Annotated in this window: 18 protein-coding genes; 10 read left to right on the top strand and 8 right to left on the bottom strand. The window is 75.6% G+C overall.

Features of this window, described 5'->3' with window-relative positions; genetic code table 11:
• The first annotated feature begins 126 nt into the window (after positions 1-126).
• Both ACFVHB_RS19825 and ACFVHB_RS19820 read left to right on the top strand, forming a co-directional pair.
• A complete protein-coding gene (locus tag ACFVHB_RS19825) occupies positions 127-1,722 on the top strand; it encodes a glycerol-3-phosphate dehydrogenase/oxidase (protein WP_380323490.1) in 1,596 nt (531 codons plus the stop codon).
• Positions 1,723-1,867: 145 nt separating this feature from the next.
• Positions 1,868-2,323 (top strand): hypothetical protein, encoded by a 456-nt coding sequence (locus tag ACFVHB_RS19820; protein ID WP_380323488.1) that lies wholly within the window; start codon positions 1,868-1,870, stop codon positions 2,321-2,323.
• Positions 2,324-2,399: 76 nt separating this feature from the next.
• Here the strand turns inward: ACFVHB_RS19820 and ACFVHB_RS19815 are convergent, their stop codons facing one another.
• Together ACFVHB_RS19815 and ACFVHB_RS19810 are read right to left on the bottom strand one after the other, a co-directional pair.
• Positions 2,400-3,794 (bottom strand): GntP family permease, encoded by a 1,395-nt coding sequence (locus ACFVHB_RS19815; protein ID WP_380323485.1) that lies wholly within the window; start codon positions 3,792-3,794, stop codon positions 2,400-2,402.
• Entirely contained in the window at positions 3,791-4,357 is a 567-nt protein-coding gene (locus ACFVHB_RS19810) for a gluconokinase (RefSeq protein WP_380323482.1), read from the bottom strand. The genes ACFVHB_RS19815 and ACFVHB_RS19810 overlap by 4 nt, the downstream gene beginning before the upstream one ends.
• A gap of 151 nt (positions 4,358-4,508) precedes the next feature.
• Here ACFVHB_RS19810 and ACFVHB_RS19805 point away from each other — a divergent pair, with 151 nt between their 5' ends.
• Together ACFVHB_RS19805 and ACFVHB_RS19800 are read left to right on the top strand one after the other, a co-directional pair.
• On the top strand, positions 4,509-5,216 hold the full coding sequence (locus tag ACFVHB_RS19805; RefSeq protein ID WP_380323479.1) for a FadR/GntR family transcriptional regulator: 708 nt from the start codon (positions 4,509-4,511) through the stop codon (positions 5,214-5,216).
• A gap of 162 nt (positions 5,217-5,378) precedes the next feature.
• Entirely contained in the window at positions 5,379-5,717 is a 339-nt protein-coding gene (locus ACFVHB_RS19800; protein WP_380323476.1) for a hypothetical protein, read from the top strand.
• On the opposite strand, the gene ACFVHB_RS19795 is transcribed toward ACFVHB_RS19800, so the two are convergent.
• The 4 genes from ACFVHB_RS19795 to ACFVHB_RS19780 all read right to left on the bottom strand — a co-directional run bounded on the left by ACFVHB_RS19795 (position 5,699) and on the right by ACFVHB_RS19780 (position 13,588).
• Positions 5,699-6,457: a metallophosphoesterase gene (locus ACFVHB_RS19795; protein WP_380323474.1), complete on the bottom strand. Its 759-nt coding sequence runs from the start codon at positions 6,455-6,457 to the stop codon at positions 5,699-5,701. The genes ACFVHB_RS19800 and ACFVHB_RS19795 overlap by 19 nt on opposite strands.
• A 19-nt stretch (positions 6,458-6,476) precedes the next feature.
• The gene (locus ACFVHB_RS19790) at positions 6,477-11,042 is read right to left on the bottom strand and encodes a hypothetical protein (protein ID WP_380323471.1); all 4,566 of its coding nucleotides are present in this window, start codon (positions 11,040-11,042) and stop codon (positions 6,477-6,479) included.
• Positions 11,043-11,082: 40 nt separating this feature from the next.
• Entirely contained in the window at positions 11,083-11,958 is an 876-nt protein-coding gene (locus ACFVHB_RS19785; RefSeq protein ID WP_380323468.1) for a hypothetical protein, read from the bottom strand.
• Positions 11,959-12,043: 85 nt separating this feature from the next.
• Complete coding sequence (locus ACFVHB_RS19780) at positions 12,044-13,588, bottom strand: hypothetical protein (protein WP_380323465.1); 1,545 nt, start codon at positions 13,586-13,588, stop codon at positions 12,044-12,046.
• Positions 13,589-13,731: 143 nt separating this feature from the next.
• On the opposite strand from ACFVHB_RS19780, the gene ACFVHB_RS19775 reads away from it, so the two are divergent.
• The 5 genes from ACFVHB_RS19775 (at position 13,732) to ACFVHB_RS19755 (ending at position 17,923) form a co-directional block, all read left to right on the top strand.
• Positions 13,732-14,766, top strand: coding sequence for an IPT/TIG domain-containing protein (locus tag ACFVHB_RS19775; RefSeq protein WP_380323462.1), 1,035 nt, complete (start codon positions 13,732-13,734; stop codon positions 14,764-14,766).
• Positions 14,767-14,939: 173 nt separating this feature from the next.
• Positions 14,940-15,491 carry a hypothetical protein gene (locus ACFVHB_RS19770; protein ID WP_380323459.1) on the top strand — a complete coding sequence of 184 codons (552 nt, stop codon included), beginning with the start codon at positions 14,940-14,942 and terminating at the stop codon, positions 15,489-15,491.
• A gap of 130 nt (positions 15,492-15,621) precedes the next feature.
• Positions 15,622-16,398, top strand: coding sequence for a LamB/YcsF family protein (locus ACFVHB_RS19765; protein WP_380323456.1), 777 nt, complete (start codon positions 15,622-15,624; stop codon positions 16,396-16,398).
• Entirely contained in the window at positions 16,395-17,063 is a 669-nt protein-coding gene (pxpB, locus tag ACFVHB_RS19760) for a 5-oxoprolinase subunit PxpB (RefSeq protein WP_380323453.1), read from the top strand. Before ACFVHB_RS19765 ends, pxpB begins: the two co-directional genes overlap by 4 nt.
• Positions 17,060-17,923 carry a biotin-dependent carboxyltransferase family protein gene (locus ACFVHB_RS19755; RefSeq protein WP_380323450.1) on the top strand — a complete coding sequence of 288 codons (864 nt, stop codon included), beginning with the start codon at positions 17,060-17,062 and terminating at the stop codon, positions 17,921-17,923. The genes pxpB and ACFVHB_RS19755 overlap by 4 nt, the downstream gene beginning before the upstream one ends.
• Positions 17,924-18,022: 99 nt before the next feature.
• Here ACFVHB_RS19755 and ACFVHB_RS19750 read toward each other — a convergent pair whose 3' ends face one another.
• The gene (locus ACFVHB_RS19750; RefSeq protein WP_380323447.1) at positions 18,023-18,802 is read right to left on the bottom strand and encodes an alpha/beta fold hydrolase; all 780 of its coding nucleotides are present in this window, start codon (positions 18,800-18,802) and stop codon (positions 18,023-18,025) included.
• Between the two features lie 146 nt (positions 18,803-18,948).
• Between ACFVHB_RS19750 and ACFVHB_RS19745 the strand changes: the two genes are divergently transcribed.
• The gene (locus ACFVHB_RS19745) at positions 18,949-19,485 is read left to right on the top strand and encodes a PadR family transcriptional regulator (RefSeq protein WP_380323444.1); all 537 of its coding nucleotides are present in this window, start codon (positions 18,949-18,951) and stop codon (positions 19,483-19,485) included.
• A gap of 120 nt (positions 19,486-19,605) precedes the next feature.
• On the opposite strand, the gene ACFVHB_RS19740 is transcribed toward ACFVHB_RS19745, so the two are convergent.
• Positions 19,606-20,220 carry a DUF4396 domain-containing protein gene (locus ACFVHB_RS19740; RefSeq protein ID WP_380323441.1) on the bottom strand — a complete coding sequence of 205 codons (615 nt, stop codon included), beginning with the start codon at positions 20,218-20,220 and terminating at the stop codon, positions 19,606-19,608.
• Between the last annotated feature and the right edge of the window lie 109 nt (positions 20,221-20,329).

Below are 20,329 nucleotides of genomic sequence, written 5' to 3'. Positions count from 1 at the left end.
CCCCGACCGGCTTGCCCCCGTTTCACCGGCCCGCCGCACCGGGCCGACCGGCCTCTCCGCAGGGGCCGCACCGCACACCGAGAGGAGTAACGGCGCCGCCCGACCCGCGTCGCCGTAACACACACCATGGCAACCATCCCGACCCTGGGCGCCGAGCGCACCGCCGGCCGCACCGCCTCCCGCGCCGACACCCGCGAGCTGCTGGGCAAGGCCACCTACGACCTGCTGGTGATCGGGGGCGGCATCCTCGGCACGGCCGTCGCCTGGACGGCCTCCCAGGCGGGCCTCAAGGTCGCCATGGTCGACGCCGGCGACTTCGCCGGTGCCACCTCCAGCGCCTCCTCCAAGCTGGTCCACGGCGGTCTGCGCTACCTGCAGACCGGCGCGGTCAAGCTGGTCGCCGAGAACCACAAGGAGCGCCGCGCGCTCGCCACCGACGTCGCCCCGCACCTGGTCAACCCGTTGACCTTCTTCGTGCCGGTCTACAAGGGCGGCCCGCACAGCGCCCCCAAGCTCGGCGCCGGCGTCTTCCTCTACTCGGCGCTCTCCGCCTTCCGCGACGGCATGGGCCGGGTCTCCACCGCCGCCCACGCCGCCCAGCAGGTGCCCGCGCTGCGCACCGAGGGCCTGCGCTCGGTGGCCGTCTACGGCGACCACCAGATGAACGACTCGCGCGTCGCGGTGATGACCGTGCGCGCCGCCGTCGACGCCGGCGCCGTGGTGCTCAACCACGCCGAGGTCACCGGCCTGCGCTTCACCGGCGGCCGGGTCACCGGCGCCGAGCTGAGGGACCGCCTGGACGGCACCGAGTTCGGCGTCAACGCCCGCCTGGTGCTCAACGCCACCGGCCCCTGGGTCGACCACCTGCGCAAGATGGAGGACGCCGGCGCCGCGCCGTCGATCCGCCTCTCCAAGGGCGCGCACGTCGTCGTCAAGCGCCGCGCCCCGTGGCGCGCCGCGCTCACCATCCCGATCGACAAGTACCGCGTCTCCTTCGCCATCCCGTGGGAGGACCACGTCCTCCTCGGCACCACCGACGAGGAGTACACCGGCGACCCGCAGGACGTCCGCGCCACCGAGGCGGACATCGACCAGATCATGGGCGAGGCCGCGCACGCGATCCGCGACGAGCACCTCGACCGCGACCTGATCACCTACGCCTTCGCCGGCCTGCGCGTGCTCCCCGGCGGCCCCGGCGACACCGCCGCCGCCAAGCGCGAGACCGTCGTCACCGAGGGCAAGGGCGGCATGCTGTCCGTCGCCGGCGGCAAGTGGACGACCTACCGGCACATCGGCCGCACCGTGCTGGAGAAGCTGGCCCACGTGCCCGGCACCAGCCTCGGCGAGGACATGTCCCCGATCGCCCCGACCGTGCCGCTGCCCGGCGTCGGCGCGCCGAACGCCGTCGCGCACCGCCTGCTGATCGACCGCGAGCCCGGCTCCCGCATGGAGCCGCTGGTCGCCAAGCACCTGGCCAGCCACTACGGCACGCTCTCCTTCGAGATCGCCCGCCTGATCGACGAGAACCCGGAGCTCGGCCGGCCGATCCACGAGGACGGGCCGGACGTCTGGGCGCAGGTCGCCTACGCCGCCGACAACGAGTGGGCCTACACCACGGACGACGTGCTGCGCCGCCGCACCACGATGACCGTACGCGGCCTGGACACCCCGGAGATCCGGGCCGAGGTCGACGCCTTCCTCGCGAAGCGCGGTACCAAGTGAGCACAGCCTCGCGAAGCGCGGTACCAAGTGAGCACAGCCTCGCGAAGCGCGGGACCAAGTAGGCACAGCCTCGCGAAGCGCGGCGCGAAGTAAAGGGTGACCCGATCGAGTGGTTCGTCGTCGTCCGCCCGCTCGGGACCAGCTGATGGCGGCGGGGCGGCCGGTCGCGGTCGCGCTGGCGGCCGTGCTCTCGGCCGCCCTGCTGGCCGGCTGCTCGGACGACGGCGCGCAGGACCGGCGGCTCGCGTTCGCCGCCGACTACGCCGCCCACCCGCACCTGAAGGTCACGGGCTGCCCCGTGCCGGAGACGCTGGGCCTGGTCCAGCAGGTGGTGTGGCGGCTCGCCGACGGCTCCGCGGAGCGGCTGGCGCCGCTGGCCGCCGCCGAGGGGTCGGCCGACGGACGCCGGGCCGCGGCCGAGGCGTGGGTGCGCGACTACGCGCGGGGCGCCGCCGGCGAGGTCACCGCCGACTTCGGCGACGACCCGGCCGAGCGGCAGACCGTGCGGCTCACCTTCCACGGGACCGGCCAGGTGAAGGAACTGACGCTTCGCCCGGACGGTCCGGACGGCGGGGCCGGCTGGCGGGTGCTGCTCGCCTGACCCCGCGCCGCCGGCAACACGGAACGGGCGGGCGCCCCCTCGCGGAGCGCCCGCCCGTTCGCGTGTCCGGGGTCGGCTAGATGATCAGGCTGAGCGGCATGATCAGGGCTATCGCGACCACCGAGATCACGGTCTCCATCACCGACCAGGACTTCAGGGTCTGACCGACGCTCATCCCGAAGTACTCCTTCACCAGCCAGAAGCCGGCGTCGTTGACGTGCGAGAAGAACAGCGATCCGGCTCCGATCGCCAGCACCAGCAGCGCCGCGTGGGTGGAGGACATGCCGGCCGCCAGCGGGGCCACGATGCCGGCCGCGGTGATGGTGGCGACCGTCGCCGAGCCGGTGGCCAGCCGGATCAGGACGGCGATCAGCCAGCCGAGCAGCAGCGCCGAGACGTGCCACTTGCCCGACCACTCGCTGACCGCGTTGCCCACGCCGACGTCGATCAGGGTCTGCTTGAAGCCCCCGCCCGCGCCGACGATGAAGACGATGCCGGCGATCGGCGCGAGCGACCGGCCCACGGTCTCGGCGATCCGCTCCTTGGAGAAGCCGGCCGCCCGGCCCAGCGTCACCATGCCGAGCAGGGTCGCGGCGAGCAGCGCGATCAGCGGCGAGCCGATGAAGTCGAACACCCGCTGGGCCATCGCCTTCGGATCGTCGATGACGACGTCGGCCAGCGCCTTGCCGAGCATCAGCACGACCGGCAGCAGGATGGTGGCCAGCACGGCGCCGAAGGACGGCGTCCGCTCGTGCTCCGCGGTCTCCACCGGGGCGGTGGTCTCCGGCACGGCCAGCGGGCCCACCCAGCGCTCGGCGAGCCGGGCGAACAGCGGCCCGGCGATGACCAGGGTCGGGACGGCGATCAGCAGGCCGAGCGCCAGGGTGACGCCGAGGTCCGCCTTCAGCGCGTCGACGGCGACCAGCGGGCCCGGGTGCGGCGGGACGAGGCCGTGCAGCACCGAGAGGCCGGCCAGCGCGGGGATGCCGATCCGCATCAGCGGGACGCCGCCGCGGCGCGCGACCAGCAGCACGATCGGGATCAGCAGGACGACGCCCACCTCGAAGAAGAGCGGCAGGCCGAGCACCGCCGCGATCAGCGCCATCGCCCACGGCAGCGCCCTGGGCCCGGAGCGGGAGAGCACGGTGTCCGCGATGGTGTTCGCCCCACCGGAGTCGGCGAGCAGCTTGCCGAGCATCGCGCCCAGCCCGATCAGCAGGCCGACACCGGCCACGGTGGAGCCGAAGCCGGTCGAGAAGCTGGACAGCAGCTTGTCGAACGGAGCGCCGGCGACGGCGGCCAGCAGGCCCGAGCCGAGCGTCAGGGCGAGGAACGGGTGCAGCTTCAGCTTGGTGATCAGCAGCACGATGGCGCCGATGCTCAGCAGCACCGCGATCAGCAGCTGGGAGTCGCTGCCGGTGTGCGGCAACGCCGGTGGGGCGGCGGCCGCGAGGAGGGGGGTGCGGGTCACGCGAGGTCTCCATTGACGGGCCGCAGCAGTGCCACGGCCATCTCGACGAGTTCTTCGGGGGACGGTCCGACGTCCAGGACGGCGCCGCGCTCGTCCGCCCCGAGTGGTTCCAGGGCGGCGTACTGCGAGTCGAGCAGCGACGGCGGCATGAAGTGGCCGCTGCGGTGGGCGAGCCGGTCCCCGACCAGCTCGTGACCTCCGCTGAGGTGCAGGAAGAAGGCGCCCGGGCAGGCCGCGCGCAGGGTGTCGCGGTAGCGGTGCTTCAGCGCCGAGCAGGTGACCACGCCGCCGGTGCCGGCCTCGGTCCGCTCCTTGAGCCAGCCGCCGATGGCCCGCAGCCAGGGGGCGCGGTCCGCGTCGTCCAGCGGGACGCCGGCCGACATCTTGGCGATGTTGGCCGGCGGGTGGAAGTCGTCCGCCTCGGCGTGGGGGAGGCCGAGGCGGTCTGCCAGGAGGCGGGCCAGGGTGGTCTTGCCGACACCGGAGACGCCCATCACCACGACCGTGAGGGGGCCGGGGGTGGTGGGTGCCGGAGTGTCGTGGTTCTCGTCGCTGAGAGCCATGGGTGGTGCTCCTTCGTTGCCAGGCCGCCACTATCGTCCCAAAGATATGACGTATTCAAGTGACGGAAACCAAATCGTCATACTTTTGGCGAGCCGGCGGGGAGCCGGGCCCGACGCGGGCGCGCCGGGCCCGGGCGTCTAGGCTGGGCGGATGGAGATCCAGGGGCTGCCCGGCCGACTGCTCGACGAGCTCGGACCGGCCATCGCGTCCGGGGAGCTGCCCGAGGGCGCGGTCCTGCGCGGCGAGGAACTGGAGGAGCGGTTCGGGGTGTCGCGGACGGTGGTCCGCGAGGCGGTGCGGATCCTGGAGGGGATGCGCATGGTGGCGTCCCGGCGCCGGGTGGGCATCACCGTCCAGCCGAAGTCCGCCTGGGACGTCTTCGACCCGCTGGTGATCCGCTGGCGGCTGGCGGGCAGCGACCGGCCGGCCCAGCTGCGCTCACTGGGCTCGCTGCGGGTGGCCGTGGAGCCGGCCGCCGCCGCACTCGCCGCACGGCACGCCAGCGACGACGAGCGCCGTGAACTCAGCGCGCTAGCCGTTGAGTTGACCGTGACGGCGCGCGCCGCGGACCTGGAGACCTTCCTCCGGCACGACATCGCCTTCCACTCCGTCGTGCTGAAGGCCTCCGGCAACGAGATGTTCGCCCACCTCGGGGACACCGTCGGGGCGGTGCTGACCGGCCGCACCGAGTACCATCTGATGCCCCATCAGCCGGAGCCGTACGCGATCCGGCTGCACCGCGAGGTCGCGGAGGCGATCTGCGCGGGGGACGCGGAGCACGCGGAGCGGGCGATGCGGACGATCGTGACGGGTGCGCTGGAGGAGCTCGACCAGCAGCTGGGCCGGGACGCGCCCTGAGCCCGGCTTGAGGCTTTCCGGAGCAGATCACACCATTTGACGGCACTTCGGGGAATTCGGGCGCATAGTCGGGGTGCGGCGGGGCAGAGTAGGCGTGCAGGGGCGCGTTTCGCGCGCCCGGCCCGCACACCCCGACACCGTGACGCGCCTGGGGGTCGCCCGATGTCCGTCGCACGCCGTCGCCGCCGCCTGCCCGACGAGGTGCGCACCGCCGCCGTCCGGGCGGTGCTCTGCCTGGCGTTCACCCTGGTCGGCCTGCTGGTCGCGACGCTGGCCTCGTACGCGGACAGCTGGTTGTTGACACCCGCGCTGATGGCGATGGGGATCGGGGTGTTCGGTTCGATGTGGTGCCTGCTGGAGCTCCTGATCTCGCGCCAGATCGCCGCGCAGCGGATGCGCGGGCCGAACTCCGCCTCCCCGATGGCCGGCAGCCGGGCGGCCGGACCCGCACCGCAGGCCCGGCCGCCACAGCCCAGGGCGCGTCAGGCCAGCGCGCGGTAGTGGCTGGTCAGCCGGCCGTCGTCGGCCAGGACGTGGAAGACCAACTGCGGAGGGTGGTCGAAGCGGATCTCGGTCTCGCCCTCGCAGGGCAGGGTGACGGTGGAGACCACGCCCGGCGCCACCAGCAGCGGCAGTCCGGCGAAGGTGGTGGCCGCCCCGGTGTGCGAGTGGCCGCAGAGCAGCGCCCGCACCCGGGGGTGGCGGGCCAGCACCTCGGCGAGCCGCTCCTCCCCGAACTGGCGGATCGGGTCGACGTACGGCAGGTGGAGGGTGACCGGCGGGTGGTGGAAGGCGACCAGCGCCGGGAGCTCCTGGCGGCCTTCGGCGAGGGTGCGGTCCAGCCAGCCGAGCGTCTCCTCGTCCAGCAGGCCGTCGTCCCGCCCGGGAATCGAGGAGTCGAGCATCAGCACGTCGGCGCCGGGCAGCCGGTGCGGCCGGTTGACCGGCTCCTCCCCCGGTGCCTCGCCGAGCAGCACCTCGCGGTAGGGCGAGCGGCGGTCGTGGTTGCCGGGGCAGATCAGCACCGGGTGCCGGGAGGCCAGCACCTCGGCGACCTGCTCGTACTCCTCGGGCAGGCCGTGGTCGGCGAGGTCGCCGGTGACGAGCACCGCGTCCAGCGGGCCGGGCAGGGCGTCGAGGTACGCCATCACCTGCTCGGCCCGCCGCCGGGCGCGCTTGCCGTCGTCCCCGTGGTGGACCTGGCCGAGGTGGATGTCACTGAGGTGAGCGATCGTCAGCATGGGCCCCACGCTACGGCGGTCACGACGGGGCGGGAACCTCCGCCGGCCGCTTGAACATCCGGGTGGCGGTGATCTCGCCGTGGATGGCCGGACCGTCCGGGTCGGGCGCGGCGGGCAGGCCCGGGCGCAGGTGCTCCTCCACCGAGATGTACTTCAGGCCGGCCCGCAGGTCGGCGTCGTTGCGCAGCCGGATGACCAGCGGGAACTCGGCGAGCGCGGTGGTGTCGAACAGGCCGGTGGTGTAGATCAGCTGGACGCCGAGCGCGTCGGCGACCGCCCGCTGGAGCTCCAGCAGGTAGGTGGCGTTGGCGCGGCCGATCGGGTTGTCCAGGAAGAGCGTTCCGGCGTGCCGCAGCTGGGACTGGCCGCGGTCGTTGGCGCGCAGTGCGGCCATCGTGCAGTAGAGCGCGATGGCGGCGGTGAGCAGCTGGCCGCCGGAGAACACGTCGGACATCTGGCCGACGCCGACCCGCTCGGCGCGCAGCACGGCGTCCGGCTTGAGGATCTCGACGCTCACGCCGCGCGGGCCGATCGCGGCGGCGACGCCGCGCAGCAGCAGGGACATGCCGTCGCGGCGCAGGTCGCTGTTCTTCTTGACGGCGGCGCGGGTGGCTTCGTCGATCACCTCGCCGAGGCGCTCGACCAGGGTGGCGTGGTCCGGGTCCTCGAAGCGGATCCGCAGGAACTCCTGGCCGGACCACTCCCCCAGGCCCTCAGGGAGGCGGGAGAGCCGCTGGGCGGCGCGCAGGGTGGTGAGCGAGGACTCGACCAGGCCGCGCAGGCGGTCCACGATCGAGCCGCGGTTCTTCTCCAGCTGGGCGAGCTCGTCGGTGAGCACGCGCAGCCGGGGGGCGAAGGCGGTGGCCCAGGCGGCGGCGTGGTCGGGCAGGGCGGCGGCGGGCAGTTCGCGGATCTGCTGGCGGGCCGGGGTGCGGACGGCCTCGTAGCGGGCCGCGTTGGCGTGCCGGACGAGCGCGTCGGAGGCGTCGCGGACGGCGAGTTCGGCGGAGGACAGCTCGCCGGCGGCGGTGCGCAGGGCGCGGCGGGCCTCGGCGGCGGCGGTGCGGGCGTCGGCGAGGCCGCCGAGGTAGGGCTCGGCCGGCTGGCCGTCGTCGTCCGGCTGCTCGCGCAGGCCGTCGCGGAGCTGACCGGCGTGCTCGTCGAAGTCGGCGGCGGCGGCCTGGGCGGCGTCGAAGGTGCGCTGCAGGTCGGCGAGGGCGGTGCGGGCGGTGTCCACCGTCTCCCGGCGCTCGGCGAGGCGGGTGGTGGCGGTGCGCAGCAGGGCCTGGGCGTGTTCGGGGTCGGTGGGGACGAGGTCCTCGGGCAGCTCGGTGTGGGCCTCGCCGTCGGCGGGGGCGGAGCGTTCGGCCTCGCCGCGCAGCCGGCCGAGCTGCTCGCTGGCGGCGGCGGAGCGGGCCTCGAGGGTGGCGACGAGCTCCTCGGCGCGGGCGGCGGCGGCCTGGCGGGCCGGGCCATCGGCGCCGTCGGGGCTGCCGAGCAGTTCCTCGGCGCGGGTGCGGACCTTGTTGGTGAGGCGGTCGAGTTCGGCCGCGGCGGCGGCCTCGTCGCCCTCGGCGCGGGCCTGTTCGGCACGCAGGTCGGCGCCGACGCCGACCTTCTCGTACAGCTGGGAGGCGGCGCGGTAGGCCTCGCGCAGGGCCGGCAGCGCGGTGGGCGCGACGTCGGCCTCGGGCTCGTCGGCCTGCTCGGCGGCGGGGATCTCGGCGCGCTCGGCGCGCAGGGTGCGGGCGGTGCGGCGGGCGTCGTCGGCGGCGCGCTGGGCGGCGCGGCGGTCCTCGTCGCAGGTGCGGGCGCGTTCGGCGCAGAGGGCCTGGCGGCGGTCGCACTCGGCGGCGTCGTCGGCGAGTTCGCGCTGGCGGCGGGTCCAGCCGGCGCGTTCGCGCAGCCGGAAGGCGAGGCCGGAGAGGGCGTCGGCGCGGCGGCGGGCGCGCTGGGCGGTCTCGCGGTGCTCCTCGTGGGCGGAGGCGGCGACGGCGTGGTCGGTCTCGGCCTCGTCGTGGTCGGCGCGCAGGGTGGCGAGGGTGGCGGCGGCCTGCTCGGCGTGCTCGCGGGCGGCCTCGGCGGCGGCGGCGAGTTCGGCGAGGGTGCCGGGCGGGCAGTTGGCGTGCCAGGAGGCGAGGCGGGCGGCGAGGGCGCGGTCGCCGCCGAGGCGGGCGGCGAGTTCGCGGATGTGTTCCTCGCGGGCGGTGGCGCGGGCGCGCAGTTCGCGGCGCTCGCCGTCGGCGGCGGACTCGTCGTGCATGGCCGGGTTCGGCGGCACGAGGAAGAACGCGGGCTCGTCGGTGATCGGGGCGATCAGCGAGGCGGCGGCGCCGACGGCCACGGTGGAGCGCGGCAGCAGGGCGGCGGACCGCAGGGCCTCGCGGGCCCGCTCCAGGGAGTTGGGATCGGTGATGACGACGCCGTCGACCAGCTCGGGGCGGGCGGCGAGGATCGCCTCGTGGTCGGCCGGGTCGACGGACTGGGCGAGGTAGCGCCAGCCGGGCAGGGCGGGGATGCCGTGCTCGGCGAGGTACTCGACGGTGGCGAGGACGTCCGGGCCGGGCGGCAGCAGGCCGCCGTCGCCGAGGGCGGCGAGGATGCGGGAGTCGTCGGCGGCGGCGGTGCGCAGGTCGAACAGGGTGCGTTCGGCGGTGGCGATGGCCTCGTCGAGCAGCTCGCGCAGGTACTCGGCGTTGCGGTCGAGGACGGCGGGGGTGAGGAAGCCGGCGTCCTCCTCCGCGCCGTCCTGGTAGGGGGTGAGGGAGAGCAGGTCGGCCAGCCGCGGCTCGGTGGCGAGCAGGGCGGCGGTGCGCTGCTCGGCGGCGTGCGCGAGGGCGGCGGCCTTGCGGGCGTCGCCGGCGCGTTCGGCGGCGAGTTCGGCGCGGCCGGTGGCGGCGGCGGCCTCGCGCAGCCGGGCGGCGGCGGACTCGGCGGCGGTCCGGGCCTGGGCGAGCGCGGCGGCGGCGGTCTTCTCGACGTCGGCGGCGTGCAGGGCGGCGCGGGCCGGGTCGACGTCCCCGTCGGCGTCGATCCAGCCGGCCTCGACGGCGGCCTCGGTCTCCTGCTCGACCTCGGCGAGGCGCTGGCGCAGGTGCTCGGCCTCGCTGCGGGCCTTCTGGGCGGCGGTGGCGGCCTCGGTGGCGTCGTTCTGGGCCTTGGCGCCGTCGGCCTGCAGCTCGCCGGCGCGCTGCTCCTCGGTGTCGGCGCGGGCTTCGGCGGCCGCGGCGGCGGCTTCGAGGGCGCGGGCCAGGGCGGTGGCGGCGCGGGCACGGGCGGCGAGCGCGGGGGCGGCGTCGAGCTCGGCCTCGCGGATCGCGGCGGCGACCCGGGCGACCCGGTCGGCGGCGGCGCGCTGGCGCAGCACGGCCTCGGCGGCCTGCCAGGCGGAGTGCAGGGTGCGGGCGTCGGTGAGTTCGCGGCGCAGGGCGGCGGCCTCGGCGGTGGCGGCGGCCAGGCCGAGGGTGGCGTGCCGGTGGGTGAGTTCGGCGGTGATCAGGGTGTGCCGGGTGCGGTCGGCCTCGGCCGCGGTGACGGCGCTCGCGGCGGCGGCGACCTCGATCGCGAGGTCCTGGGCGCGGTCGCGCTCGGCGGTGGCGCGGGAGGCGAGGGCGTGGGCGAGCCGGCGGGTGCGGCGCTCGGCGGTGCGGTGGGCCTCGCGGACGGTCTCGCGGGCGGTGGTGGCCTCGGCGATCCGCTCCAGCAGGTCGAGCGAGCCGGCGGTGAAGTCGCGTTCGGCGGTGAGCTCGGCGCGGCGGCCGAGCTTGGCGGCGAAGCCGTGGACGAGGTCGGCGAGGCCGTCGGTGTCACGGGTGTCGGTGACGGCGCGCAGCAGCAGGTCGGTGAAGTCGCTGTCGTGCTTGACCGCGAAGAGGCCGGCCGCCTCGCCCTCGTCGGCGTTCATCTCGCGCTGGTAGCGGAAGAGTTCGGGGTCGAGGCCGAGGTCGCCGAGGTGTTCCGTCCAGCGGTCGTGGCCGTCCTCGAAGACCAGGTCGAGGTACGGGTGGGCCTTGCCGGCCTCGGTGAGCGCGTCGCGGAAGCCCTTCATGGTGCGGCGGCGGCCGCGGGCCTTCTGGTCGCCGGCCAGGCTGACCCGCTCGGCGACCGGGAGGGAGTCCAGGGTGAGGCCGGGGCCGGGGCGGAAGGAGTACCAGGTCTCGGCGAACTTGCGCGGATCGGAGGAGACCTGGCGGCCGCGCCACTCGCTGACCTTGCCGACCACGATCAGCTCGCCGGTGACGGTGTGCTGCCACTCCAGGGCGACGTGCCCGCAGTCGTCGGCGAGCAGGAACTTGCGCAGCACGCCGGAGCTGGCGCCGCCGAGGGTGTTGCGGTGGCCGGGGAGCATCACCGAGAAGATCAGCTTGAGCAGGACGGACTTGCCGCCGCCGTTCTCCAGGAAGAGCACGCCGGCCGGGGCGGGGCGGCGGACCGGGCCGTCGGTGTCCTCGCCGAACAGGCCGATCTGCTGCGGGGCCGGGTCGGCGACGGGCTCGCCGACGCCGCGCAGGTCGAGCACCGTGTCGGCGTAGCGGGCGCCGGCCGGTCCGATCGAGTAGAGGCGGACCCGGTTGAGCTCGTACATGTGCGGCGGTTCTCCAGGAGGTGCGGGGTGGTGAGGAGGCTCAGAGCGAGTGGAACGGCAGGCCGGCGTCGGCGACCAGCTCGTCGCCGAGGTCCGGCGGCAGCAGGCTGGCGGTGCCGTCGGAGACCGGGACGATGCCGAGGTCGAGCAGCTCGGCCATGGCGGCGCTTCCGGCCAGGTCGCGGACCTGGAGCTGGTAGCGGGCGGTGGTGCGGTAGGTGCCGCCGGCGTCGTCGGAGGTCTTCTGCAGGAAGCCGGAGTCGACCAGGAACATCACCGCCTTGGCGACGATGCCGATGGTCGAGCCGGAGAGCCGGCGGGCGTCCTTGGTGGCGCCGGTGGCGGTGCGGCGGGCCCAGACGCGCCACGCGGCCTCCAGCCCGGGGGCGTCGCTCTGCGGGTCGGTGTTGGCGCCGTCGGCCTCGGCCTGCTCCTCCAGCCGGCGGCAGGCCTGGCGGACGAAGGAGTCGACGCCGTTGACGGTGATCCGGCCGAGGTAGCCGTCGTCGGCGAGGTCCTCGGGGCGGGGGAAGGCCATCGCGGCGACGGCGAGGTGGGCCAGGCCGTGCAGGAAGCGGTCGGTGGACTCGGAGGCGGCGCGGCGCGAGTAGTCGCCCATCCGGACGGCGAAGACCGAGTCCTCGGCGGCGGCGACGGCCATGCCGGCTCGCGGCGAGACCTCCAGCACGACCAGGCCCATGCCGGTGGCGACGGCGTCGGCGAGCCGGGCGAACGGCGGGTCCTCGCGGTGGCGGCGGACCAGCTCGGCGTACTCGGCGTCGCGGGCGGGGAGCAGCTTGGCCTGGAGACCGAAGGAGACCAGCCGGGCGGCGTCGGCCACGTCGGCCGGGGTGATCGCGGCCGGCGCGGCGGGCTCGCCCTCGGGCGCCCAGGACGTGTCGTGGTGGGTCGTCACGGGCGGTGCTCCTCGGGGGTGTTGCCACTGGTACGGAAGATCTGACGGTGCGTGGTGCGGCGGGCCCGGCGGGCCCGGCGGGTCGTCAACCCGCGTCCTTGCGGTCGGCCGCCATGCCGGCCGCGTCGAGCAGGGCGCTGCCGACGATCAGGTCGGCGCCGCCGAACTCCGGGTCGCGCAGCGGGGTGCCGTCGTCGACGGCGAAGAGCAGCCGCTCCTCGCCCTGCCGGTAGGCGGTGCCGACCGGCGGGCTGGCCGCGTGGACGGCGAGCAGCGCCACCAGGTAGGGGAGCTCCGGGTCCTGCTCGCGGGCGTCGGCGAGCAGGCCGGAGAGCCGGCGCGGCGCGTCGGCCGGGAGGTCGAGCAGCTCCAGCGCGGCCTCCAGCTGCGCCTCGGAGAAGCGGCTGTCGTCGGGGGTGGCGACGAGGTCGGGGTCGGGCAGCTCGGCGCCCAGGTGTTCGCGCTCGACCGGCGGGGTGAGCAGCAGGTCGACCAGGTCGGCGACCCGGACGGAGACGGGGGTGCGCAGGCCGGTGCCGCGGGCGAAGAAGGCGCCGGTGGGCCGGACGGCCTGCTCCACCGGCAACCGCAGCACGGGCGCGAGCAGCTGGCCGTAGAGGTCGATGCCGCTGCGGGCGCCGGGCGTGGCGAAGGCCTGGCGGTCCTGCTCGGCGCGGAACAGCGGCCCGGCCTCCAGCAGGCGGGTCTGCAGCTGGGTGTGGCGGCGGATGCAGTCCTTGACGATGTCGACCAGCTCGGCGGCGCGGCGCTTGTGCTCCGGCTCCTCGGCCTCGTCGCGGGCCTTGCGGATGTTGGTGAGAATCGCGTTCTCGTGCCGGTAGCGGTCGGCGATGTGGTCGAGCGCCTCGTCGATGAGGTCGGGGATGGCCCGCATCCAGTCGACGGCGCGCACGTTGCGCCGGGTGGCGTCGAGGGCGCGGCGCAGCGTCTCGGCGTACTGGACGGTGCGGTAGCGGGCCTGCTCGGCGGCGAGCTGGGCGTCGGCCAGGCGGCCGCGGCGGATCAGCACCTCGAGCTTGACCTCGGCGGCGATCTGGGCCGAGGTGACGTCGGTGTCGAGCGCGCCGACCAGGACGTTGACCGCTTCGTCGGTGGTGCGCAGGTAGACGCCGCCGTCCGGGCCGGGCACCTCCTCGATCAGCTTGAAGTCGTAGTCGCGGCGGACGTACTCGCCGTCCGGGCCGAAGGTGCCGTAGACGGCGCGGAAGCCGCGGTCGACGCTGCCGACGTTGATCAGCGACTCGAGCACCCAGCGGGCGACCCGCTCGTGCTCGGCGGTGGGCCGGCCGACGGCCTGGGCGGCGACCCGGGGCAGCAGCCGGGCGAGCACTATGTCGCGGTCGGCGCCGGTGTCGAAGTCCATGTGCAGGGTGACCAGGTCGATCGCGGCGAGGCCGACCTCGGCCATCGCGTAGCCGCGGTACTCGCCGGCCAGCATCACCTTGCGGCTGTCCAGGTCGTGCAGCGGTGCGGTGCAGGCCAGCGCCTTGAGCCGGCGGGCCAGGCCCTCGTCGGCGGCGGGGCCGGGCGCGGGCCGCGCGGCGGCGGTGGCGGGCCCGGCGGGCGGCCGGGGCCCGTGCTCGGTGGGCAGGTCAGCGATGGCGGTCACGGTGGACAAGATTAGAGGCAGGCACCGACTTCGGCCGAAACGGACCTTACGGGCGGGCGGGAGCGACGTCGAAGATCCTCCACTAGAACTGGGTTTCGAGGAAACGCCTTCGCGGCGCACCCGCCCCCGCCATCATGCGTCCTATGATCACCAGACTGGTCCGCGGCGGCCTCGCCGCCGCACTCGCCACGACCACCCTCGCCGCCGGCGCCGCCGTCTCGGCCGCCGCGACCACCGCCACCACGGCGGCCACCGGCCCGAACGTCAGCGTGACCCAGGCCGGCAACTACCCGATCTTCCCCGTCGACAACACCAACTTCGCGGTCACCTGGACGTCCAACGGCACCGCCGACCTCACCGGCCCGACCCGGCTGACGGTCGACCTGCCGCCGGGGCTGACCACCAGCGGCGCGTCCATCACGTCGACCCCCGACTACACCTTCACCGAGACCGTTTCCGCCGACGGGAGGCGGCTGGAGGCGGTCTTCACGGGGACGAGGGCGCCGGGGCGCAGCGAGTTCATGAAGGTCTACGTCGCCTCGCACGGCACCCGGCCCTCCGGGGCGATCACGGTGACGGTCGCCAACGCGGGCGACACCGACCCGTCCGACAACGTGTCCACCTACCTGCTCGGCAGCGGCCTCCAGCCGCGGGTCACCGCGCCCGCGCCGGCCGTCACGGCCATCGGCACCACGACCGGCCCGGGCGCCGGCGGCACCGCGGTCACGGTCAGCGGCAGCCACCTGGCCGACGGCTTCGTGCTGGTCGGCGGCACGCCGGCGAGCGGCTCCTGCACCGAGACCGCGTGCACGGTGACGACGCCGGGCGGCTCCGGCAGCGTCCCGGTCACCGTGGTGACGCCCGGCGGTTCGGCCGCCGCGCCCGCCGCGTTCGACTACACCGGCGCGCCGCCCGCGCCGCCGGCCGCGCCGGTGGTCACCAACGTGACCGCGAAGAGCGGCCCGGCCGCCGGCGGCACCCCGCTGTACGTCCAGGGCACGAACCTGACGTACGGGACGGTGGCCTTCGGCGGGGTGCCGGCGACCCACGTCTCGTGCGGTCCGACGTTCTGCTCGGCCACCGCGCCGGCCGGGACGGGGACGGTCGACGTGACGGTGACGACGGCGGGCGGGACCAGCGCGCCCGTCGCCGCGGACCGGTTCACGTACACCGCGTAGCGGGCTCCGCGGGCCGGTGGCCGGGCACGTCCGCCGTGCCCGGCCACCGGCGTTCCCGGCCGCGCCCGGTCCGGGGAAGGGGCCAAGTTGAACGCGTTCAATTCCGCGGTCTAGAGTCGTGTCACGCGGATGGGACAAGGCCCCACCCGCCCTTCGGCATGGAGGTTCGCGCGATGGGCAACGACGCGACGGGCAACGATCCGGGCACGGCGAACGAGGCGGCCCTGCGGCGGGTCCGGCGGTGGCTCCGGTTCTTCGTGGTCTGCCTCGTGCTGAGCGGCCTGACCGCGTTCCCGCTGGAGACCGAGACCAGCTGGCTGGTCGACTTCGCCACCGGCCCGGCGGCCGGCCTGACCGACCACCTGCCGGTCCTGGTCGAGTGGCTCGCACGCGTGCGCGACGGCATCGCCGAGACCAACGACCGTTACCCCTTCCTCGCCTACGGCACCGACTGGCTGGCCTTCGCCCACCTGGTCATCGCGGCCGCGTTCTGGGGTCCGCTCAAGGACCCGGTGCGCAACGTCTGGGTGATCCGCTGGGCCGTCCTGGCCTGCGCGGGCGTCATCCCGCTGGCACTGGTCTGCGGCCCGCTCCGCGGCATCCCGCTGTACTGGCGATTCATCGACATGTCGTTCGGCGTCGTCGGCGTCGTCCCGCTGCTGATCGTGCTGCGCCTGCTGCGGCCGCTGGAGCGGACCGCCCACGCCGCCGCCGTCACCGGCTGAGCCGCCGGCGGGCCGCCCCGGCCGCGACCCCGCAGGCGGGGCGGCCCCGGGCCGCGACGGGCGGCGCGACACCGGCCGTGACACGCAGGCCCTACCATCTGGCTCAACAGCTGCTGGGAGGCGGACGGGCGTGGCCGATGCGGTGATCGATCTCAATGCGGACCTCGGCGAGGGGTTCGGACGGTGGACGCTGACCGACGACGAGGCCCTGCTCTCCGTGGTGACCAGCGCCAACGTCGCCTGCGGCTACCACGCCGGGGACCCGTCCACCATGCGCCGGGTGTGCGCGCTGGCCGCCGAGCGCGGAGTTCGGATCGGCGCCCAGGTCTCCTACCGCGACCTGGCCGGCTTCGGCCGGCGCGCGATGGACGTCCCGCCGGAGGAGCTGGCCGACGAGATCGCCTACCAGATCGGTGCCCTCCAGGTGTTCGCCCGCGCGGCCGGCTCCCGGGTCTCCTACGTCAAGCCGCACGGCGCCCTCTACAACCGGGTGGTGGCCGACTCCGAGCAGGCCGAGGCGGTGGTCGCCGGCGTGCTGCGGGCCGGGGCGGTCTGCGACGGCCCGCTGCCGGTGCTCGGCCTGCCCGGCTCCCGGCTGCTGGAGGTCGCCGAGGGCGTCGGGCTCCCGGTGGTCAGCGAGGCCTTCGCCGACCGGGCGTACACCCGGGCCGGCGCCCTCGTCCCGCGGCGCGAACCGGACGCCGTGGTGCACGACCCCGAGCGGGTCATCACCCGCGCCGTCGGCATCGCCCGGGACGGCGCGGTCGAGGCCGTCGGCGGCGAGCCGATCACGGTCGGGGCGCGCTCGCTCTGCGTCCACGGCGACACGCCCGGCGCCGCCCAGCTCGCCTGGCGGATCCGCGGCGCGCTCGCCTCGGCGGGCGTCCGGGTGGAGTCCTTCGCGTGACGGCGGCGGGGGGAACGGAGGCGCCGGGGGCCCCGCGGATCCTGCCGGTCGGCGAACGCGCGCTGCTGGTCGAGGTCCCCGGCCCGGCCGAGGTGGGCGCCCTGTACGCCTGGCTGCGCGAACGCCAGGAGGCGGGCGAGCTGCCCGCGGTCGAGGAGATCGTCCCCGCCGCGCGGACCGTCCTGCTGGACGGCGTGGCCGACCTCCGCGCGCTCACCGCGGTGCTGCGGGCGGCCCGCCCGGCCGCGGCCGGCGCGGTGCCCGGCCCGCTGCTGGAGGTGCCGACCGTCTACGACGGCGCCGACCTCGCCGAGGTGGCCGGGTTCTGGGGCGTCTCCGCCGAGGCGGCCGTACGGATCCACTCCGAGGCCGCGTACGTGGTCGCCTTCTGCGGCTTCGCCCCCGGCTTCGGCTACCTCACCGGCCTGCCGGAGCGGTACGCGGTGCCCCGCCGCGACACCCCGCGCAGCGCCGTCCCGGCCGGCTCGGTCGCCCTGGCCGGCCCCTACACGGGCGTCTACCCGCACTCCTCCCCCGGCGGCTGGCAGCTCCTCGGGCGTACCGGCCTGCCGCTCTGGGACGCCGACCGCGAACCCGCGGCCCTGCTCGCCCCCGGGGTGCGGGTCCGGTTCACGGCGGTGCGCGCCGGCCAGGAGCGGCCGTGACCGGGCTGCTGGTGGTCCGCCCGGGCCCGCTGACCACCGTCCAGGACCTCGGGCGGCGCGGTGTCGCCCACCTCGGCGTGCCCCGGGCCGGCGCACTGGACGCGCCCGCGCTCCGGGCCGCCAACCGGCTGGTCGGCAACGAGCCGGGCACGGCCGCGCTGGAGACCACGCTCGGCGGGGTGGCGCTGCGCGCCGAGGGGCCGGTGCTGGTCGCCGTCACCGGCGCGCCCTGCGAGGTGCGGGTCGACGGCCGGGCCGCCGCCTGGGGCGCGCCCGTCGCCGTCCCGGCGGGCGCCGTCGTGGAGGCCGGCCCGGCCACGCACGGCGTGCGCGGGTACCTGGCGGTGGCGGGCGGGATCGCCGTCCCGCCGGTGCTCGGCAGCCGCTCCGCCGACCTGCTCTCCGGTCTCGGCCCGGCCCCGCTGGCCGCGGGCGACCGGCTGCCGGTCGGGCCGCGCCCGCCGTACCGCGCGCGGCCCGGGCTGGTGCCGCTGCCCGCTCCCCCGGCCGAACTGGTGCTGCGCCTGCGGCTCGGACCGCGCGCGGACTGGTTCGAACCGCAGTCGGTGGCCTGGCTGGCCCGCGAGCACTACCGGGTGGCCCCGGCCAGCAACCGGATCGCGCTGCGGACCGACGGCCCCTCGGTCACCCGGGCACGCGGCGGTGAACTGCCCAGCGAGGGCATGGTGCTGGGCGCCGTCCAGATCCCGCCGGACGGCCGGCCGGTCGTCTTCCTCGCCGACCACCCGACCACCGGCGGCTACCCGGTGGTGGGCGTGGTGCCCGAGGCCGACCTCGCCGCGGCCGCGCAGGCCCGCCCGGGCACGCCGCTCAGGTTCGTCCTGCTCCGGGGGCGGTAGGGGCGCAGGCGCCCCGGTGCGGCGGGGCGACACGCCGGGCAAGGCGTCACGCTGGCGCGGGAGGCCTCGCCGGCGGGGCGTCACGCCGGGGCGGAGGCGTCACGCCGTGACGGGCCGGCGGGCGAGCGCGGCGGCGGCGGCCCCGGCGAAGGCCTGCGGATTGTCGATCATGATGTTGTGCCCGCACTCCGGGATCGCCACGAGCTCGACGCCCGCCGCCCGCAGCCGGTCCGCGCCCGCCGGCTCGCCGTCGGCCTGCGGGTACAGGAACGTCCGCGGGACGTCCAGGCCGAGCAGGAGCTCCCGCATGGTCGGGACGGTGGCCCGGGCGAGGTGGACGGCGCTGCGGTACAGCGCCTCCCGGCCGGCCAGCCGCATGGTGGACCACCAGAACGGGCCGACCCGGTGCTCGGTGCGCCGCCAGCCGTCGGCCAGGAACTCCTCCTCCGTGTGGGTCGCGATGGCACTGCTGCCCGGCCGGGGTACCGGCGGCGCGGGATCGAGGTTGGAGTCGACCAGGAGGAGGCTGGAGACCAGCCGCGGGTGCCGGTGGGCGAGCACGATCGCCACCGCGCCGCCCATGCTGTGCCCGACCACCTCGACGCCGGCCAGCCCGGCCTCGTTCAACGCCGCCGCCACCGCGTCCGCGTGCTCCTCCAGCGAGTACCCGAAGTCGGCGGGCCGGTCGCTGATGCCGAAGCCCAGCAGGTCGAGCAGGAGCGAGCGGCGCCCGGTGAGCAGCGGGTGGGCGGCGGCCGCGGCGAAGTAGACCGGCGAGGTGGCGCCGAGGCCGTGCAGGTAGAGCCGGGCGGGACCGGCACCGGGCAGTTCCACCCAGCGGATCCGGTCGCCGTTCGGGGTGACGGTGGCTTCGCGCATGGTCGTGCTCCCTCTCAGGTCCTCGTCGTACGGTCGCGGCTCGATCGCCACACCGACCATACATCGGCATCGAGGTATAACGGTAGCGAGCCATGGAATGACATCGGACGACCCTTCCCGGACGACCCTTCTGAGAGAGTGGCCCCATGCTGAAGCTCGCGATCCTCGGATTCCTCCACGACCGCCCCCTGCACGGCTACCAGCTGCGCCGCCACCTCGCGGCGCTCACCGGGCACGTCCGACCGATCAGCGACGGCACGCTCTACCCCGCCATCAAGCGACTGGAGTCCGACGGCCTGCTGGTCCGCGAGACCGAACCGGGGACGGCGGCCGCCCCCCGCCACACCCTGCACCTCACCGAGGCCGGGCAGACCGCGCTGCTCGACCGGCTCCGCGCGCCGGACGACCTGGACATCAGCGACGAGAACCGCTGGTTCACCGTGCTGGCCTTCCTCCGCCACCTCGACGGCGAACCGGCCGCGCAGGCCGCCGTGCTCCGCCGCCGCCTGGCGTTCCTCAGCGAGCCGGCCAGCTTCTTCTACGACGGGGAGCGCCCGGTCGGCGCCGAGGACGTGGACGACCCGTTCCGCCGCGGGATGCTGCTGATCGCCCGCGCCACCACCCAGGCCGAGCTGACCTGGCTGCACGACACGCTGGCCGAGCTGGAGCGCGGTCGGCCGTAACTCCCCCGCCCGCCGCGCGACACGCCCGACAACGCGCCGCGGCCCGCACCGTCCCCTCGGGTCGGTACGGGCCGCTGCGGCGTTCCGCGCGCCTCGGGTGCGCCTCGCGCACCCGGCGGTTCAGTGCTGGTGGTGGGCGTGGACCACCGCGTGGCCGCGACCCCGGCCGATCATCCACTTGTTGACCGGCACGGTCAGGGCGAAGGCGAGGGCGAGCGAGCCCGCCAGCGCGATCCAGAACAGCAGGTCGCCGAGGCCGGCGTCCATCGCGCCCGGGACGGTGACCATCACACTGTTGTCGATCAGCTCCATCACCAGGATCGACACGGTGTCGGCGGCCAGCGCGACCTTGACCGCGGCCCGGACGTCCAGGCCGGCCTTCAGGACGCCGCGCATGGTGAGGGCGTAGCCGAAGACGAAGGCCAGCAGCACCGAGAGCACGACGGTGGCTCCGTTGTGCAGGCCGAAGGCGGTGCCGAGCACCATGCCGAGGACCTCGCCGATGGCGCAGCCGGTGAGGCAGTGCAGGGTCGCCAGCGCGGCCATCCGCCAGCTCGCTCCGGCGGCGTGGCCGCCATGGCCGGCGTGTCCGGCGTGACGGCCGTGGGCCGCGTGGTCGGCGTGCCCCTCATGACCTTCGTGCCCCGAGTGGCCCGGGTGGCCCTCGTGCCCCTGGTGGCCGTGGTGCTCCTGGCCGGTGTGCTGCTGGTGCTCGTGCTGTGCGGGGTGTGCCATGTCGTCCTCCGCTTGCCCGGGTGCCTCGCTCGGCGCCGCGTTCCTCGCTCCGTCGTCGACGAATGTATACCCCCCAGGGGTATACGGCAACCCCTTTCCGACGCCCTCT

It is taken from the genome of Kitasatospora sp. NPDC127111, assembly GCF_042677465.1.
Classification (GTDB): domain Bacteria; phylum Actinomycetota; class Actinomycetes; order Streptomycetales; family Streptomycetaceae; genus Kitasatospora.
This window is presented reverse-complemented; position numbering and strand designations above follow the sequence as displayed.

Coding starts and splice junctions, on each gene's coding strand:
- ACFVHB_RS19825 (WP_380323490.1), top strand. CDS start 127: ATGGCAACCATCCCGACCCTGGGCGCCGAGCGCACCGCCGGCCGCACC.
- ACFVHB_RS19820 (WP_380323488.1), top strand. CDS start 1,868: ATGGCGGCGGGGCGGCCGGTCGCGGTCGCGCTGGCGGCCGTGCTCTCG.
- ACFVHB_RS19810 (WP_380323482.1), bottom strand. CDS start 4,357: ATGGCTCTCAGCGACGAGAACCACGACACTCCGGCACCCACCACCCCC.
- ACFVHB_RS19805 (WP_380323479.1), top strand. CDS start 4,509: ATGGAGATCCAGGGGCTGCCCGGCCGACTGCTCGACGAGCTCGGACCG.
- ACFVHB_RS19800 (WP_380323476.1), top strand. CDS start 5,379: ATGTCCGTCGCACGCCGTCGCCGCCGCCTGCCCGACGAGGTGCGCACC.
- ACFVHB_RS19795 (WP_380323474.1), bottom strand. CDS start 6,457: ATGCTGACGATCGCTCACCTCAGTGACATCCACCTCGGCCAGGTCCAC.
- ACFVHB_RS19790 (WP_380323471.1), bottom strand. CDS start 11,042: ATGTACGAGCTCAACCGGGTCCGCCTCTACTCGATCGGACCGGCCGGC.
- ACFVHB_RS19775 (WP_380323462.1), top strand. CDS start 13,732: ATGATCACCAGACTGGTCCGCGGCGGCCTCGCCGCCGCACTCGCCACG.
- ACFVHB_RS19770 (WP_380323459.1), top strand. CDS start 14,940: ATGGGCAACGACGCGACGGGCAACGATCCGGGCACGGCGAACGAGGCG.
- ACFVHB_RS19750 (WP_380323447.1), bottom strand. CDS start 18,802: ATGCGCGAAGCCACCGTCACCCCGAACGGCGACCGGATCCGCTGGGTG.
- ACFVHB_RS19745 (WP_380323444.1), top strand. CDS start 18,949: ATGCTGAAGCTCGCGATCCTCGGATTCCTCCACGACCGCCCCCTGCAC.
- ACFVHB_RS19740 (WP_380323441.1), bottom strand. CDS start 20,220: ATGGCACACCCCGCACAGCACGAGCACCAGCAGCACACCGGCCAGGAG.